We start from the raw sequence: 15,825 nt of genomic DNA on the forward strand, positions 1-15,825 counted from the left end.
GAGCAGGGGAGTAGGGGGCAGGGGAGGCAGGAGGAGAATTCGTAACTCCTAACTCTTCACGGGCTAAACCCTAGCTATCCGCTAACGGAACTCTTTTGCCCAATACCCGACTAAGCATACACCAGTGGATCAACAAGTCCCAACTCGGCAAAAGCTGCCAACCGCAAGCGACAAGAATCACATACACCGCAGGCGACATCATCACCGGCATAGCAAGACCAAGTTAGTTCCCAAGGAACTCCCAATTGGTTCCCTAGTTGGATGATTTCGGTTTTTTTCAAGTTGATTAGGGGTGCAACAATATTAATTGGCTGTCCCTCACGCCCTTGTTTGGTTCCCAGACGAAAAACTTCCTGCATTGCCTGGATATAGTCGGGGCGACAGTCAGGATATCCTGAGTAATCTAAGGCGTTGACACCGATATAAACACGTTCAGCCGCGATCGTTTCGGCGTAGCCAAGAGCAAAGCTTAAAAAAATGGTATTACGAGCCGGAACATAAGTCACAGGAATATTTTGAGACATTTCATCCAGCGATCGCTCCTGGGGTAGATCAATCGCGTCATCGGTAAGTGCGGAACCACCCCATTGACGTAAATCAAAATTCACTACCTGATGTTTTGCGATCGCAGCCTTTTTAGCAACAGTTAGGGCTGATTGTAACTCTCGTCGGTGTCGCTGCTGGTAATCAAAGGAAATAGCATGACATTCACAGCCATCAGCCTTAGCTTGATACAGAATTGTGGAAGAGTCTAATCCCCCAGATAACAGAATTACAGCTTTCATCTCGATTGCAAATTTTGAATTTTAAATCGCCAAATTACACCTTAACAAGATGCCAGGGAGCAATGCCAAAAAGATTCCTAAACGTCTCTTAGTGATGCTCAAGCCACACCACCTTCTCTCAAAAAGCGCTGTGATATCTTCTCTACGAGACGCTGCTAGTAGCTTGTTTCTTTGCAAGAATATGTTTCTACGGTAGCTACTGCAAATAATCATACAAAAATCTTTTCCGTTAATCAGTGACAATAATTCCTGAGAATATTTTTTTGAAACAAGCTTAAGTATTATTTTTGACTATTTTGTAATTTTAGTGTTGTCAATTAGGTATTGCTCTCAGTAACTAATTACTTAACGGTATCCCAGAGAGAAGTCCGAACCGAGGAAGCTGACCCTGAAAACTTTGAAGAATTTACACTTAAGTCTTACTGAATGTTTTAAAGTTAATAAAAAGACATATATTTTTTGTAGAAAGTGCAAAATCAAAAACAAACCCGAACTATCTATACAAAAGATGTTTGGATTACGGGAACCGATCGCAAACTTTGAAATTCTTCATAAACATAGGCTCTATGTTACCATCTGGATGGTTTTAGACGGATCGTAACTGGCTTTCGAGTATAAACGCCAACGGCCGTAGCGTCTCTAAATTTGGTGGTTGAGGAGAGAATAATAGTGCAAGATAGCATGTCAGTGGCAGAACCGAATCTATATACACAGCGCAACCAGCCACGACCGATCCGCATAGGCGTGATTGGAGTGGGTAACATGGGACAACACCACGCTCGCGTGCTGAGTTCAATGAAAGATGTTGAACTGGTTGGAGTCGCAGATATTAACGTCGAACGAGGATTAGAAACTGCCAGCAAGTACAAGGTGCGTTTTTTTGAAGATTACTGTGACCTGCTACCCCTTGTGGAAGCAGTTTGTGTAGCTGTTCCCACTCGTCTGCACTATGCCGTAGGCATTAGCTGTCTGCTAGCGGGAATTCATGTTTTGATTGAAAAACCGATCGCAGCCAGTATTTCTGAGGCAGAGTCTTTAGTAAATGCGGCGGCAGAGTCTCAGTGTATCCTGCAAGTAGGTCATATTGAGCGTTTCAACCCAGCTTTTAAAGAACTGAGCCAAGTTCTAAAAACTGAGGAATTGCTGGCGCTAGAAGCCCACAGAATGAGTCCTTACTCAGATCGGGCAAATGATGTCTCGGTTGTGCTGGATTTAATGATCCATGACATCGACCTACTTTTGGAATTAGCTGCTTCCCCAGTCACAAAATTGACTGCTAGCGGTACTCGCTCCTTGGACTCTGGTTATTTAGATTACGTAACTGCCACTTTGGGATTTGCCAATGGTATTGTTGCTACTCTGACTGCCAGTAAAGTCACTCACCGAAAAATTCGCCGGATTGTCGCCCATTGCAAAAATTCATTTACTGAGGCAGATTTTCTCAAGAATGAAATCTTGATTCACCGACAAACGCCTGCCAATTCTCTCACCGACCACCGACAAGTACTTTACAGGCAAGATGGTGTGATTGAAAAAGTCTACACCAGCAATATTCAACCTCTAAGTGCAGAATTAGAACATTTTGTCAACTGTGTACATGGTGGCAATCAACCCTCAGTAGGTGGTGAACAAGCTCTCAAAGCGCTGAGACTGGCAAGTTTGATTGAACAGATGGCGCTGGAAGATCGAGTTTGGAATCCATTAGACTGGCAATCGGAACCAAGAGTACAATCACTGACCCCGACAGCCTAAAAGAAGAGGGGATGAGGGGGATGAGGGGGACAAGATAAAATTTTCTCCCTACTCTCCCACAGCCACCAACTCAGAAGAAAACCCTAGAGTATGTTTTTAAATTTGCCATCAAGTCTTTAGATCCTCCCTAGTCTTTTTATAAAACTGACTAAGGGGGATCTAAAAAATTAGAAAACAAAACCTAGTGGTTCGTTTCAGTAATTTTGTGAGGTTCGTGGGTGATTTATCGCTCAATTTCAAGAATTAGAGCTACTTACGAACTTTTCTAACCCTCGAAATTAATGAAACAGACCCCTAGCTTCCACTTGTCTTCCTCTATTTTTAAGTTGCGATGCAACTTTTAGTGCAACCAAGTTACCTTGGCTCTAGCAAGCGGGGACAATTAGCTTTTAAAAAACTAAGGCTCAATCTTAGTAACAAGACTAGTGCCGCAATTTTAGGAATTGACTCAATGCTTGAATGGATAACTAACACTATCAACTATTTTGGCTATTGGGGAATCGCCCTACTAATGTTCCTAGAGAACCTTTTTCCCCCAATTCCTTCAGAATTGATTATGCCACTGGCTGGATTTACAGCAAGTCCATATCAACCAGGAGGGGCAAAGCTAAATATCATTGGTGTGTTTTTCGCAGGACTTTTGGGTTCTGTATTGGGCGCACTTATTTGGTACTATCCAGGTAAGTTTTTGGGTGAAACTCGTTTGAAAGCTTGGGCTGACAAGTATGGCAAATGGCTGGCTATATCCAGTAAAGATATTACCAAGGCCAAAAAGTGGTTTGACCGACAAGGTAAAAAAGCAGTATTAATAGGTCGTCTTGTACCAGGAATCCGCACCTTGATTTCTGTTCCCGCAGGGATCAGCAATATGCCCTTACTACCATTTTTGTTTTACACAACAGTAGGTAGCGCGGCTTGGGTGGGTTTGCTAACATACTCAGGATACATATTGGGTAGTCAGTACGAACTTGTGGACAAGTACCTTGCTCCTGTATCCAAAATCGTACTTGGCGGTTTGGTTCTAGCATTTGTTTTCTGGATATTCAAGCGCCAGTTAAGACGTACTAGAAGATGAAATACGGACGCTTTTGGTTTGAAAGCAGTGAAAGCAGGGGTTACATCTGGCCAAAATTCGCCTACACTATGCCAAATAATACTAGATGTACGAAGGCAAAGCCCATCGGAGATATGGTCAAAATTAATTTTTGGCGTATTTCTAGCTACACTTGACGCAACCTAGAATTTCTGGTTGCTCGCATTTTTGTAAGATGAGCATGACAACTTTTTACAGTTAAGTTTGAACTAGGAGCTTTCATGACAGACCAACCTTCCGCCGCTAACCCTATGAATAGTGCTGCTATACCCATGAATAGGCAGCCGTTAGCATCGACGACTCCCATAAATGCTGTTAATAATAATCCTCCCACTACTACCAAGTCAGGCGGTGGTTCAGGGAAAACCATTCTCAGTGTTGATTTAGGTAGAACTTCCACAAAAACTTGTGTAAGTCGTGAACCCGGCAGTGTGGTATTCGTACCGGCCAACGTTAAGCAGATGTCAATAGAACAAGTACGCGGTGGTGTTTTTGAAGCCAGAGCTACTGACCCCTTAATGGATTTGTGGCTGGAGTATCAAGGAAATGGATATGCTGTTGGTCAACTAGCAGCAGATTTTGGGGCCAATCTAGGAGTTGGCCAATCTAAGGTAGAGGCTGCATTGGTAAAAGTGTTAGCAAGTGCTGGCTACTTCAAACTCAGAGACGATATCTCAGTTGTACTTGGTCTGCCTTTTCTTTCTTTAGAGCAATTTGAAAAAGAAAAAGCACAGTTGATTAGCCAAGTAGGTGGCCCTCATGTCTTGAACTTTCGAGGCGAATCTATATCGTTGAATGTGAGTAAAGTATGGGTAATGCCAGAGGGCTACGGTAGCCTGCTGTGGTCTGAAGCTCAACCAAAGAAAAGTCCTAGCAGTCCCGATTTTACAAAAATATCGGTAGCGATCGTTGATATTGGACATCAAACTGTCGATCTTTTGATGGTAGATAACTTCCGTTTTGCCAGAGGTGCTTCTAAAAGCGAAGACTTCGGTATGAATAAGTTTTATGAATTGGTGTCTGCCGAAATCGAGGGAGCAGATAGTCAATCTCTGGCGCTGATTTCTGCTGTTAACAAACCCAGAGGTGAACGCTATTACCGTCCTAAAGGCGCTAGCAAGCCCACCAACCTAGACGATTTTCTTCCCAACCTTACAGAGATGTTTTCGCGCGAAATCTGTAGCCGTGTGCTAGCCTGGTTGCCAGAACGCGTCACCGATGTGATTCTCACTGGTGGCGGTGGTGAGTTCTTCTGGGATGACGTTCAACGTCTACTCAAGGAAGCAAAGATTAATGCTCATTTAGCAGCACCTTCCCGTCAGGCGAATGCTTTGGGGCAGTATATTTATGGAGAGGCACAATTATCCTCCAATCGCGCTGCTAGGGCATAAAGCTGATGTTCCAATGGTCAAAAAAGGTAGTTAAATCCGTCACGTTCAACCCAGAGCTTGCTGATGAAAGCTTGTTAGCGCAAGTAGAAAGTTATTTGGAAAAACAACCAGACAAGACTTTCAGCGACCTCTGTAAAGAAGCCTTGTGGCAATCTTTATGTGTACCGGAATCTGTACAACCTGCTCCACAAACAGCAGCAACAACACCGATTGAACAACAAATCGGTGAACTGCAACGTCAAGTGGCTGGACTTGAGGAACGTTTTTTTGCCAAGGGATCTAATCGTTTGGAGGCGATGGAACATCATCTACTGCAACTTTCTCAACAAGTCGCACAACTGGCGCTCATAGTCAACGATCGATCGTTCATTGCGTCTCCAAGTCAATTAGAAGTAGTAAATAATACTTCTTATACTGTTGCTACCCCTCCTCAAGAGGTTGACCCCGTAATCAGTCGCCTTAGTCAGTTTCTCGATGATTTTTAAGGAAAAATCAGGTTTGTGAGCAGTTTTTGCTCATATTAACAATCCTTAATAGTATTCACTATTAAGGATTATTAATGTTTATATATGAAAATATTGGGATTATTGATATTTGTATAGATGGGGCGATCGCTCATAACTGAAACAGCAGATTTTACCCAATAGTAACTGTGAGCAATAACCTAAAAATACCGGATTTTGATGCCAATCGGATCGTGTCCGAAGCTGAAAATATCGCCAAATTTCATGCTGGGATGTTCTGGAATGATTCTGTAAAAACAGTTTTATCCGTCTGTTGTAATTCGCCTGAATTATTTCCATATTTAAAAGTATGCAATTCTCGCTTAGATTACATTACTAAGTGGTTAAATAAGTATTTTGGCGGTTATAATAATCGAGCCTCAAAGCGAACTAGTAAGAAGATAGGCACTGTCTCTGACAAAATTATTGACACGATTATTTCTGCTCGTTTACCTACTCTCAGAAATGATGGCATTAATCACATAAAGTATGCTCATCGTCTTTCCATGTCGGCAGAAAACATATTAGGTCTTCTTTTAGAAGAATATCTTGCCGAAAAATTGTCATTTTATGGTTGGTACTGTGCTTGGGGTGAAACTATAAATAAGGTTGATTTTTGCACCAAGAAAGGTGAGCTATTACAAGTTAAAAATCGTAGTAATTCTGAAAATAGTTCAAGCAGTAGTGTCCGTAAAGGAACTATTATTCGGAAATGGCATAGAGTCAATGCTCAAAATGGAGCTTACTATTGGAAGGAACTAAATCAATTAATAGGATGCTCTAATCTTTCTGAAGAAGACTTTGCTGTCTTTGTTAGACAAACCATTGCTGAAAATCATGCAGCATTGTATGTAGAAGATAGTAAGTACTGGCAACAAATTTAGTAGTAAAAGTCTTCAAATAATCAATAGGCTAGGGATTTAGTGATTAAATAGTGAAAGCTGTTCAAAGACTGGTATCCCTTTAGGTTTTTCCTGTCTAATTAGACTATGTAAATAGTCACCAATAGCTTGAGCTAAGAGTACAGGTACAGCATTACCTATCTGTCTATATTTAGAGGCTGTCGAACCATAGAAAATCCATGAGTCTGGAAAGGTTTGAATCCTGGCGCACTCTCGAACACTTAGAGGACGAAGTTCCTCTGGATGACACATATCTGTAGCCTTTTGGTAAGGACTTGTAGTAACGGTAGGAGAGGGCTTATCCCAACATAACCTTCTGTAAAACCCTACTTTACCGCCTCCAGATTTGTAAGCGCCTCCCATTGCTTCTTTTATCAAGTCGTTAGGTAAATCTCTCCAGTTTTGACCACTTTTTAAAAGCTTTAAATATTGAAGACGGTTTTTTGAGTAGGAAGTATACTCTGGTTGTGGATCTTCTAAGTTGATCAGAGCATCTTTAAGAGTGCGCCATTGAGGTAATAAAGAGCCATCTTTACTATGAGTAGGCAAAGGGAATGTAGCCGATTCACCATCTCTTGAGCCAATAAAGATTACTCGCGCTCTGTTTTGCGGAACACCGTAATCTGCTGCTTCCATTACTTTATAAATAACTTGATAACCAAGGCGCTTCATTTCTTCTAGAACAATCTCAAGAGCGCTCCCTTGCATTTCATCTAGTTCCAGAGGAGCATAACCCGTTCCTCGTTCCAAATGAGGTCTATGACGAATAGGAGCCGAGAGTAAACCTTTAACATTCTCCATGACAAAAAAGCGTGGCTGCAATTGTTCAACAATACGTATAAAGTCCATAAACAAGCTGCCACGAGGGTCCATAACTGAACCACGTTTTCCTGCTGTGCTGAAGGGTTGACAAGGGGGGCCACCAGTTACTAAATCTACTTCTCCAATACGTAGAGGTCTACCAAGGTTAATAACATATCCCCCTTCCTCCAAAAGATTTTGAGCAGTGATTTTCTGTATATCTCTTGCTACGGCACTATTTAGGTGAGGTCGGTTGAAAGCTATAGTCTTCGCAGCATCAGGATCTTTCTCAACAACACTTACTACCCGAAAACCTGCCTGTTCTATCCCAATATCTAGTCCACCTGCTCCTGTAAATAAACTGATTGATATTGCCCGATTGTCTATCACTGTTTTTATCCTTACAGCCTTAATCAAATATACGATTTGCTGGAACCCTCAAGTCTGCTTCATGCTAACGATAAATACCTGCAATTCTAATAGTGTAAGCCTTTTGAAACAGTATGTTACAAAGGCGCTATTCTCTTTTAAATGTGGCTGGCGTAGACGGGCTTATCGTTAGACATTGCATTTGTACAATGCACAAATTTGCTCGCCTTTGTATTGAATATCATTAGTACATATTTTTACTAGATTCTTTTTTTACTCTGCACACTGTATAAATGCTAGAATCCTCAAGTAGACAGTTAGGATACCTAGATGCCAGTTGTAGCTAACTCAATCAAGTTTGGTACAGACGGCTGGCGGGGCATTATTGGTGACGAGTTCACCTTTGAACGCCTAGCCCTGGTCGCGCCAGTTGCCGCAAAAGTATTATATGATACATATTTTTCTAAGGTAGGTAGCCGGACAATAATTGTCGGTTACGATCGCCGATTCATGGCTGAAGACTTTGCTCGTGCTGTTGCCGATACTGTCAGTGCTGTCGGATTTGATGTGCTACTGAGCGAGAGTTATGCCCCAACCCCAGCTTATAGTTGGGCAGCAAAAGAACTCAATGCTTTAGGGGCACTGGTAATTACAGCCAGCCATAATCCTGGTAAATATTTGGGTTTAAAAGTCAAGGGTTATTTTGGTGGATCAGTACCGCCAGAAGTCACAAAAGAGATAGAAGAGCAGTTGTCAGTGGGAGTACCTCTAGCAGCGACCCCAGGCAAGCAAGAAAAATTTGATCCTTGGCCCAGTTATACCCAAGCGCTAGAACGTAAAGTTGATATTGCCAAACTTCGAGAAGCGATCGCATCTGGCAAACTGACATTATTTGCCGATGTTATGCATGGCGCTGCGGCTGGCGGATTGGCGAGACTACTAGGCAATCAGGTCAAAGAAATCAACAGCGAACGTGACCCCCTCTTTGGTGGCGGTGCGCCGGAACCCTTACCTAAATACCTTTCAAAGCTATTTGAAGTCATCAAGACTCACCGAGAAACCGATAAATCAGGTTTAACGGTGGGGTTGGTATTTGATGGAGACTGCGATCGCATTGCAGCAGTGGATGGAGAAGCAAACTTCCTAAGTTCCCAAGTCTTAATCCCGATATTAATCGACCATTTAACCCTGCGGCGCGGTTTTAGTGGAGAAATAGTCAAAACTGTCAGTGGTTCCGACTTGATGCCCCTTGTAGCAGCACTGCATAACCTCTCAGTGTTTGAGACAGCTGTTGGTTATAAATATATTGCTGACAGAATGTTAGTAGCAAAAGTGTTGCTAGGTGGCGAAGAGTCGGGAGGAATTGGCTATGGCAGTCATATTCCCGAACGCGATGCCCTGCTGTCAGCATTGTACGTCCTAGAGGCGATCGTAGAATCTGGTTTGGATTTAGGCGAGTATAATCGCTACTTGCAAAAACAGACAGGTTTTATCTCAGCTTACGATCGCATTGATTTACCCTTAGCAAGTATGGAAGTGCGATCGCGTCTTTTGCAACAACTGCAAACCAAACCCTTAACAGAAATTGCAGGGTTAGCAGTAATTGATTGCCAAACAATTGACGGCTACAAATATCGCCTCGCTGATAAAAGCTGGTTAATGATTCGGTTTAGCGGGACTGAACCAGTTTTACGCCTCTACTGCGAAGCCTCGACAATTGAGCAAGTGCATCAAACTCTTGCTTGGGCGAAACAGTGGGCGGGGTAAAATTTATTATTAGTCATTAGTCATTTACCAAGGACAAATGACTAATGACCAATGACCAATGACAAATGACAAATGACCAAATTACTTGTAGTAGCTACAGGAAATCCAGGTAAGTTGAAGGAAATGCAAGCTTACCTGGAAAATTCTGGTTGGGAATTAACCCTCAAACCTGAAGAATTAGAAATTGAAGAGACGGGCGAAACTTTTGCCGCCAACGCTTGTCTAAAAGCATCACAAATTGCTAAAGCTACGGGGAACTGGGCGATTGCTGATGATTCGGGTTTGCAAGTAGATGCCCTAAATGGCGCACCAGGGGTTTATTCTGCACGTTACGCCAAAACGGACTCAGAAAGGATTGCTAGGTTATTGAAAGAATTAGGCAACGAGGTAAATCGACAAGCGCAGTTTGTTTGTGCAGTAGCGATCGCTCGTCCTGATGGTGCGATCGTATTAGAATCTGAAGGTATTTGTCGTGGTGAAATTCTTCACGCACCTCGTGGTGATAGTGGTTTCGGGTACGATCCAATTTTTTATGTGCAAGAGTTGCAATTGACCTTTGCTGAGATGACACGAGAGTTGAAGGGTTCAATAAGTCATCGAGGCAAGGCTTTTACAGCTTTACTCCCACAACTGGAGAGAGTTAGGAGTTAGGAGTAGAGACGCGATTAATCGCGTCTCTACAAGAGTAGGATTTATGAATTCTGTTAAATCTTCATTCATTTAGTCCTGACTCACAACCCATAACTCTTAACTCATAACTTTTTTAAACTGCTTCTGTGTTCTTTTCGCCAGTCCGAATCCGAATCACTTGCTCAACAGGCGAGATGAAAATTTTACCATCGCCGATTTCACCAGTGCGGGCAGCAGCAATAATTTTGTCTACCACCATATCAACCTGATTGTCGTCAACAACGATTTCCACTTTGAGTTTTTGCAAAAACTCAACGGTGTACTCAGAACCGCGATACCGTTCAGTTTGGCCTTTTTGCCGTCCGAACCCCCGAACTTCAGAAACAGTCATACCGACAATACCTGCGTTCACCAAGGCAATTTTTACCTCATCTAGCTTAAATGGGCGGATAATAGCTTCTACTTTTTTCATCTTCTTGACTCCTGACTTCTACTAGCTTCGTTTATATATCTAACCAGATCCTTTGTCTGAAGCTGTAACTACCAGTGCTTTTCCTAAAAGATATGTAATAATTACCACTTTTTTACAGTGTAGATTCTTTGCTTGATGTTTGAGATATGAGAACCAGCAAGGATTTATTAATTAAATAATCTTTGAGGTTCTAATATAAAGAATTTGCTGTCAAGCTAGCATATTATGTAGCTTTTATAACCTAAAAATAGATAAATTCCGCTATTTAGCAGATATCTTCAAATATCTTAGAGAGTGATTACAGAGAAATTGTTCGTTAGCCTGCTGCTGACTGTGGGAGTGTCAACTAACGTTTCTGATGTTCAAACAAAGGACGTACAACGAAATATCCAGCGCTAAAGGCAGTAAGCATAATTAGCAAGATGGTGATAATTAACCACCAGCCATTGAGTCCCTTGGGATCTGACTCAGTAGTGGAATAATAACTTACTTGTTGCTCTTCTATAAAAACTGGTTCTTGTATGGGGAAATTCATTTCCATTACAGGTGTCGCAAAGTTTTGACGGCGGCTTTTTTCGGGTGGAGCTTTGGAGACAACAGGTGGACGCGGATGAGCAACCTGCTGACGTGGAGGCGCTTGAGTTACTGGCACTTTCGCGGCGCTTTTTACATCGCTAGAAGCTTGGGTGGCTTGCTGATAGCTGGGCGTAACATGGGAATCGACAAAATTTTGCAAATGAGAAAAAGAATCAACAACTTTGACAATTTCTTGGCGTAATAGTTGATTTTCTTGTGTTAGTTGCTGATTTTGGGTAGTGAGTGCATTTAGCCTCGCCTGTGCTGCTTGCAACTCTGCTGACAATTCTCTGTATACAGATAGTGGTACAGAGGGAGGGTAGGCTTGAGTAGTCGGTGTTGGCGAATTTCTGTGAACAGAACCTATGGTTGTTCGCATCGGTGGCTTGGTATTAAAAATCAAGGTAAGTAGATCGTACAGAGATGCTAACAGAGATAGTCAGCCCTGAAACTATGCCCAAGAATAATAGAAAAATTCCGAAAGGGCAAAGATTTATTATGAGGGATTGGGAATTGGGGATTGGGAATTGGGAATTGGTTAATCTTCCCAGTCCCCAGCCCCCAGCCCCCAGTCCTTAGTCCCCACAAGTGGGAAGAAGTGTCCTACAGGGCCTTGCCCTTTGCCAATATCTAGGGCGTAAGTAAGTGCAGTAGTCACATACTCCTTAGCCTGTTGCACTGACGACCACAAGTCATTTCCCTTAGCCAGATTAGCAGCGATCGCAGCTGATAGTGTACAACCAGTACCGTGAGTATTTTTTGTCTCTACTTGCTGACAAGTCAAAACTTCCAACTTATCCCCGTCAAACCAGATATCAACGCCACACAAATCTCCCTGCATACCGCCGCCTTTGACTAAAACAGCCTTCGTCCGTAAAGTCTTGTGAATAATTTCAGCAGCAGCTTGCATATCCTCCAAGGAATTAATTTGTAACCCACTCAAAATCTGGGCCTCGTAGCGATTCGGCGTGATGATAACTGCCTTGGGAATCAGGGTATGGGATAGAGTCTTCACAGCATCATCATCAATCAATTGTGCCCCTGTACGTGACACCATTACTGGATCAACTACTAGATTCTCGATTTGTAAAGCTTCCACCTGCTGGGCAACAGCAAAAATAATTTCCTGATTGAGCAACATCCCGGTTTTGGCAGATTGTACGCCAATATCCTCAACTACTGCCTGAATTTGCGCCACAACAGCCTCTGTTGCCATAGCATCGACCCTTTTCACTCCTAGAGTGTTTTGTGCCGTGACGCAGGTTATAGCGCTAGTACCGTGGACGCAGTGAAAAGCAAAGGTGCGTAAATCAGCTTGAATACCTGCACCACCACCGCTATCTGAACCAGCAATGGTTAACGCAACAGGTATTCTAGAGTTTATTTCAGTGTTCATTATTAAAGAGAAAGTTCTGAGACAGCAGAATTAAGGAGTCAGAATCGGCTACGCTAACAGAACTAAAACCTGCTTTATTGACTTAGCTTGTAAACACCCAAATTGAAGTCTGCTGTATGTGTTTCTGTAGGTTACTAATTTTGAATTGGTAATTGAATAACCTTGCTTTTACCAGGATTCATCAACCGATATGGGTCAACTATTTCTTTAAATTTTAACTGTTCAGGAGCAATAACTTTTCTGCCTCCGTCTTCCATAATATACGTGTGGGGATTGCCAATACTTACACCTTGTTCTTCGTGATAGCGAATAATTTCATTGAGGCGTTCTTCTGTGGTGTAGCGAACAAGTTGCAAACCAGCAATAACTACAGCACCGTTGAGGCGAAAAAATTCTAAATGCATCATCACTTCATCGCCAAAGTGATGATAGAACTGCTCTACCACTTGCAAACTGTTAGCGCTAGGGAACATACTTTGTAAGTAGGTAATTCTAGTATCTACACTCCGGGCGTGTAAGGTAGTGTGGTTCCAGCTAAATTCTATTAAATGTGTTCCTTTGGCTGCTTCTTCGGCTGGTTTTTCATAAGTAATTTGGCCGCCGTATTGCTGCACCAAACCCGGTAAGAATTCTAAACTCGATTCAGCAATTATCAAAGATACTGCGTGAGTCCCTTCAGGAATGTACTGTTGTAAGGCATGAAAGTATTGGGGTATTGGGGATGCAAAGACAGAAATCAACTTTTTAATCATGCCATCAGCATTACCAAGAGCCTGACCAAATTTTGCTGCTGTCATAAAGTCGTCAAATGTGACAATGACTTCTGCCCAAGGATAAGCTGGCCCCAATGGGATTTCTACTTCGGTAATGATGCCGTTAATTCCCCAAGCATGATTCACCTTGTGTATATCATCACCGCGTAATTCGATCACACGAGGTTCATCTTCTACAGTTACTACTCGCAGTGCTAAGATATTACCGCGATCGCTTAGTAACCCATATTGGATCGAGCCAACACCCCCACTTCCCCCAGCAATAAATCCGCCAATTGTCGCTGTGCGGTAAGTCGAGGGTGCCATCCGAATTTCCCAACCAATCTCTCTGGCTTTTTTATCCAAAGCCGCCAACTTCACCCCAGCTTCTACGCGCGCCACCCCCGGTTTTATCCAAGGAATCCCTTGCATCCGGGTCATATCTAAGATTACACCGCCATGTAAGGGTACGCATTGCCCATAATTTCCTGTTCCCGCACCCCTCACTGTCACGGGTATACGGTGTTTCGCACAGGCGGCTGCAACTTTTAAAACTTCTGCTTCATTGGCGGGACGCACTACAATATCCCCGACTTTTCCCTCTAGTTTCGGTAGCAGTACCGGGCTAAAGTTGTGATAATCCTGGGATAATTTTGCTACTTGGGCAGAATCAGTAATGGTTTCTATACCTTCTAAAGAATTAATCAGGGCATCCAATTTTATCGTCATAGTTGATATCCTTTTTTTTGACGCATAGGGACGCACGAGTTTGCAGAGAATTAACTCCTCTGTGTTTTTAAATTTTAATTCTCATTTTTTACAGCACTTTCATGCCACTTATTTAATATAAATTGGTTTGCCTTTGAAGTAGGCAAGGATTTTAATTGCTGGGTTGGGATGTGTAATAAGACACCAGGGTTTTTTCTGGAAAATTGCTGCGACTGTAATTTTGGGAATACTTTGTGCTATTGCGTTCACGGCATCAATGCCATAAAGAAATCTACCGTACCCCCCATCAATAATTGAGTAGCGCTGGAAAGCTGAAAGTTACTCATTTTGATATTGACATCTAAACCGTAGTCTTTGTAAATACCAGTGGCTATCACCTGGTAAAATTCGCCGTGTTCTGCTTGTGCTATCCAGTTTTTACCTAACGTAACTTTATCCAACTGAGAATTGCTAGTTGATGGTTGGTTGCTGTTAGTACAAGCAGCAATAACGCTGCTACCAATCCAGATAGAAGCGTATTGAATAAAATTGTGGCGACTAAGGCGATGAATTGCTGTTGATGAGGGTGATGACAGATTCATAAAACAGTATGATGCTTTCTCCTATCTGCCGTTGTAGCTGAATCTAAATGTACATTCTAGAATCAACTTTTGATTCACTAGTGAATAGGGCTGAATTTCTAAAGCACGTTTAAAAGCTCGGATCGCTTCACCATATTCTCCTAGTGCTGCATAACACAACCCCATACCGTGAAGTGCCCCAAAATGTATCGGATTTATTTGTACAACCATCTGACAATCTGCCAAAGATTTTTGATAATCACCAATACTGTAATAGAGGAAAGCACGACGATTCCAGGCTTCGGCAAAATCTGGCTGGTCTTTAATTAGTGCCGTCAGCGCTGTTTCAGCTTCAGCAATTTCACCCGCATCCAGCAACTTTTGACTACGGTCAATTATTTCCAGCCCATAGATTCCCTTTTGCTGAAACCAGATCCGCCAGATTTTTCTGGTTGCTTTGTCCCGGACTGTAGCATCGGGGTTTTTCAACTCTTCAAGTAAGGAATTGATAGATAAAGAATCCATGAATTTGAAATCAGTGAATATACCTTTGTATTAACTTTCTCACAAAATATATCTACTGAGCCATTTTTAAAGTCATCTTTAAATTCACGCTGATTAATTGCTATTTATGAATTTCCTGTGTGATTTATTGTATTCAGCAATATGACTAATATTACACTCGACATTCAGGGTCATAAAAATAAAAACTCGCTAGAGGTAGTTGACGCATTCCTAGTGACTAATAGCGGAGAAAACATCCCTAAAGAAATAATGACTATGCCTAATTTGGGATTTACCAGAAATTAGCAAGCGCTTTGGGATTGCAGAAGCACAGTTGCGTCGTACTTTATTTGAACAAACTGGGAGCATATTTATAGAGTTGTTGACGCGATCGCCTTTGAAGGTGTTTTGACCAGTGATCTGGCTGCGATCGGTTATCCTAACAAGCCGTTGATTAAGTCTTTGTGTTTGGTGCAGATATATGCAACTGTCTGCTTATTCGCTGCACCATAAGGTATCGAGCGATTTTGTAGGCAATATTACAATGTGATATTCTATACATATTTAATAGACGATAATTTGGATGAATATAGCTATATTATTCCTGGTTTGGGAAATGCAGGCGATGCCTACACTTATTGAACACAAAATAAGCTGATTACCCATCAAAAAATTACCATCAATGCAGTAGTTAATGGGAGACTTCATTAATCATTGATTAACAACTTTTGCATTGCCAAAATTAGATAATTAGCTTAAATAAATTCGTAATAAATATATTGCAAAACTACAGAAAACTCTCTCAGTCTATTTCTTGAACATCTACTAAGTAAGTTGGTATAA

Annotated in this window: 17 protein-coding genes; 9 read left to right on the plus strand and 8 right to left on the minus strand. The window is 42.1% G+C overall.

The window, feature by feature from the left end; translation table 11 throughout:
- Window positions 1-110: 110 nt before the first annotated feature.
- Window positions 111-785: a 7-cyano-7-deazaguanine synthase QueC gene (gene queC / locus G1O98_RS29870; RefSeq protein WP_163935848.1), complete on the minus strand. Its 675-nt coding sequence runs from the start codon at window positions 783-785 to the stop codon at window positions 111-113.
- A 669-nt stretch (window positions 786-1,454) separates the two neighbouring features.
- Between queC and G1O98_RS29875 the strand changes: the two genes are divergently transcribed.
- From G1O98_RS29875 to G1O98_RS29895, 5 genes are all read left to right on the plus strand, one after another.
- The gene (locus G1O98_RS29875) at window positions 1,455-2,537 is read left to right on the plus strand and encodes a Gfo/Idh/MocA family oxidoreductase (RefSeq protein WP_114084961.1); all 1,083 of its coding nucleotides are present in this window, start codon (window positions 1,455-1,457) and stop codon (window positions 2,535-2,537) included.
- 451 nt (window positions 2,538-2,988) lie between these two features.
- Window positions 2,989-3,612 carry a DedA family protein gene (locus G1O98_RS29880; protein ID WP_163935875.1) on the plus strand — a complete coding sequence of 208 codons (624 nt, stop codon included), beginning with the start codon at window positions 2,989-2,991 and terminating at the stop codon, window positions 3,610-3,612.
- 239 nt (window positions 3,613-3,851) lie between these two features.
- Window positions 3,852-5,021: a ParM/StbA family protein gene (locus G1O98_RS29885; protein WP_012410800.1), complete on the plus strand. Its 1,170-nt coding sequence runs from the start codon at window positions 3,852-3,854 to the stop codon at window positions 5,019-5,021.
- 5 nt (window positions 5,022-5,026) lie between these two features.
- The gene (locus tag G1O98_RS29890) at window positions 5,027-5,506 is read left to right on the plus strand and encodes a plasmid segregation centromere-binding protein ParR (RefSeq protein WP_163935851.1); all 480 of its coding nucleotides are present in this window, start codon (window positions 5,027-5,029) and stop codon (window positions 5,504-5,506) included.
- 167 nt (window positions 5,507-5,673) lie between these two features.
- Window positions 5,674-6,408, plus strand: coding sequence for a SinI family restriction endonuclease (locus G1O98_RS29895; protein ID WP_163935855.1), 735 nt, complete (start codon window positions 5,674-5,676; stop codon window positions 6,406-6,408).
- A 36-nt stretch (window positions 6,409-6,444) separates the two neighbouring features.
- On the opposite strand, the gene G1O98_RS29900 is transcribed toward G1O98_RS29895, so the two are convergent.
- Window positions 6,445-7,617: a DNA cytosine methyltransferase gene (locus G1O98_RS29900; protein WP_163935858.1), complete on the minus strand. Its 1,173-nt coding sequence runs from the start codon at window positions 7,615-7,617 to the stop codon at window positions 6,445-6,447.
- A gap of 309 nt (window positions 7,618-7,926) precedes the next feature.
- On the opposite strand from G1O98_RS29900, the gene G1O98_RS29905 reads away from it, so the two are divergent.
- The gene (locus G1O98_RS29905; protein WP_163935861.1) at window positions 7,927-9,363 is read left to right on the plus strand and encodes a phosphoglucomutase/phosphomannomutase family protein; all 1,437 of its coding nucleotides are present in this window, start codon (window positions 7,927-7,929) and stop codon (window positions 9,361-9,363) included.
- 72 nt (window positions 9,364-9,435) lie between these two features.
- The gene (rdgB, locus tag G1O98_RS29910; protein WP_163935864.1) at window positions 9,436-10,014 is read left to right on the plus strand and encodes an RdgB/HAM1 family non-canonical purine NTP pyrophosphatase; all 579 of its coding nucleotides are present in this window, start codon (window positions 9,436-9,438) and stop codon (window positions 10,012-10,014) included.
- 112 nt (window positions 10,015-10,126) lie between these two features.
- Here rdgB and G1O98_RS29915 read toward each other — a convergent pair whose 3' ends face one another.
- The 6 genes from G1O98_RS29915 to G1O98_RS29940 form a co-directional block, all read right to left on the minus strand.
- Window positions 10,127-10,465, minus strand: a complete 339-nt coding sequence (locus G1O98_RS29915) for a P-II family nitrogen regulator (RefSeq protein ID WP_012410794.1) — start codon at window positions 10,463-10,465, stop codon at window positions 10,127-10,129.
- Between the two features lie 346 nt (window positions 10,466-10,811).
- Window positions 10,812-11,420: a cell division protein ZapB gene (locus G1O98_RS29920; protein WP_163935867.1), complete on the minus strand. Its 609-nt coding sequence runs from the start codon at window positions 11,418-11,420 to the stop codon at window positions 10,812-10,814.
- Window positions 11,421-11,579: 159 nt separating this feature from the next.
- On the minus strand, window positions 11,580-12,437 hold the full coding sequence (thiD, locus tag G1O98_RS29925) for a bifunctional hydroxymethylpyrimidine kinase/phosphomethylpyrimidine kinase (RefSeq protein WP_163935870.1): 858 nt from the start codon (window positions 12,435-12,437) through the stop codon (window positions 11,580-11,582).
- Window positions 12,438-12,571: 134 nt separating this feature from the next.
- A complete protein-coding gene (locus G1O98_RS29930) occupies window positions 12,572-13,918 on the minus strand; it encodes an FAD-binding oxidoreductase (RefSeq protein WP_163935872.1) in 1,347 nt (448 codons plus the stop codon).
- Window positions 13,919-14,163: 245 nt separating this feature from the next.
- Window positions 14,164-14,499, minus strand: a complete 336-nt coding sequence (locus G1O98_RS40280) for a hypothetical protein (protein WP_175586927.1) — start codon at window positions 14,497-14,499, stop codon at window positions 14,164-14,166.
- A gap of 21 nt (window positions 14,500-14,520) precedes the next feature.
- Window positions 14,521-15,003: a tetratricopeptide repeat protein gene (locus tag G1O98_RS29940; protein ID WP_114084950.1), complete on the minus strand. Its 483-nt coding sequence runs from the start codon at window positions 15,001-15,003 to the stop codon at window positions 14,521-14,523.
- 280 nt (window positions 15,004-15,283) lie between these two features.
- Here G1O98_RS29940 and G1O98_RS40285 point away from each other — a divergent pair, with 280 nt between their 5' ends.
- Window positions 15,284-15,394, plus strand: coding sequence for a hypothetical protein (locus G1O98_RS40285; protein ID WP_345940605.1), 111 nt, complete (start codon window positions 15,284-15,286; stop codon window positions 15,392-15,394).
- A 104-nt stretch (window positions 15,395-15,498) separates the two neighbouring features.
- Window positions 15,499-15,624: a uracil phosphoribosyltransferase gene (locus G1O98_RS40920; RefSeq protein WP_322745255.1), complete on the plus strand. Its 126-nt coding sequence runs from the start codon at window positions 15,499-15,501 to the stop codon at window positions 15,622-15,624.
- The last annotated feature ends 201 nt before the right edge of the window (window positions 15,625-15,825 follow it).

The organism is Nostoc sp. UIC 10630, assembly GCF_010747425.1.
In the GTDB taxonomy this organism is placed as follows: Bacteria; Cyanobacteriota; Cyanobacteriia; order Cyanobacteriales; family Nostocaceae; genus Nostoc.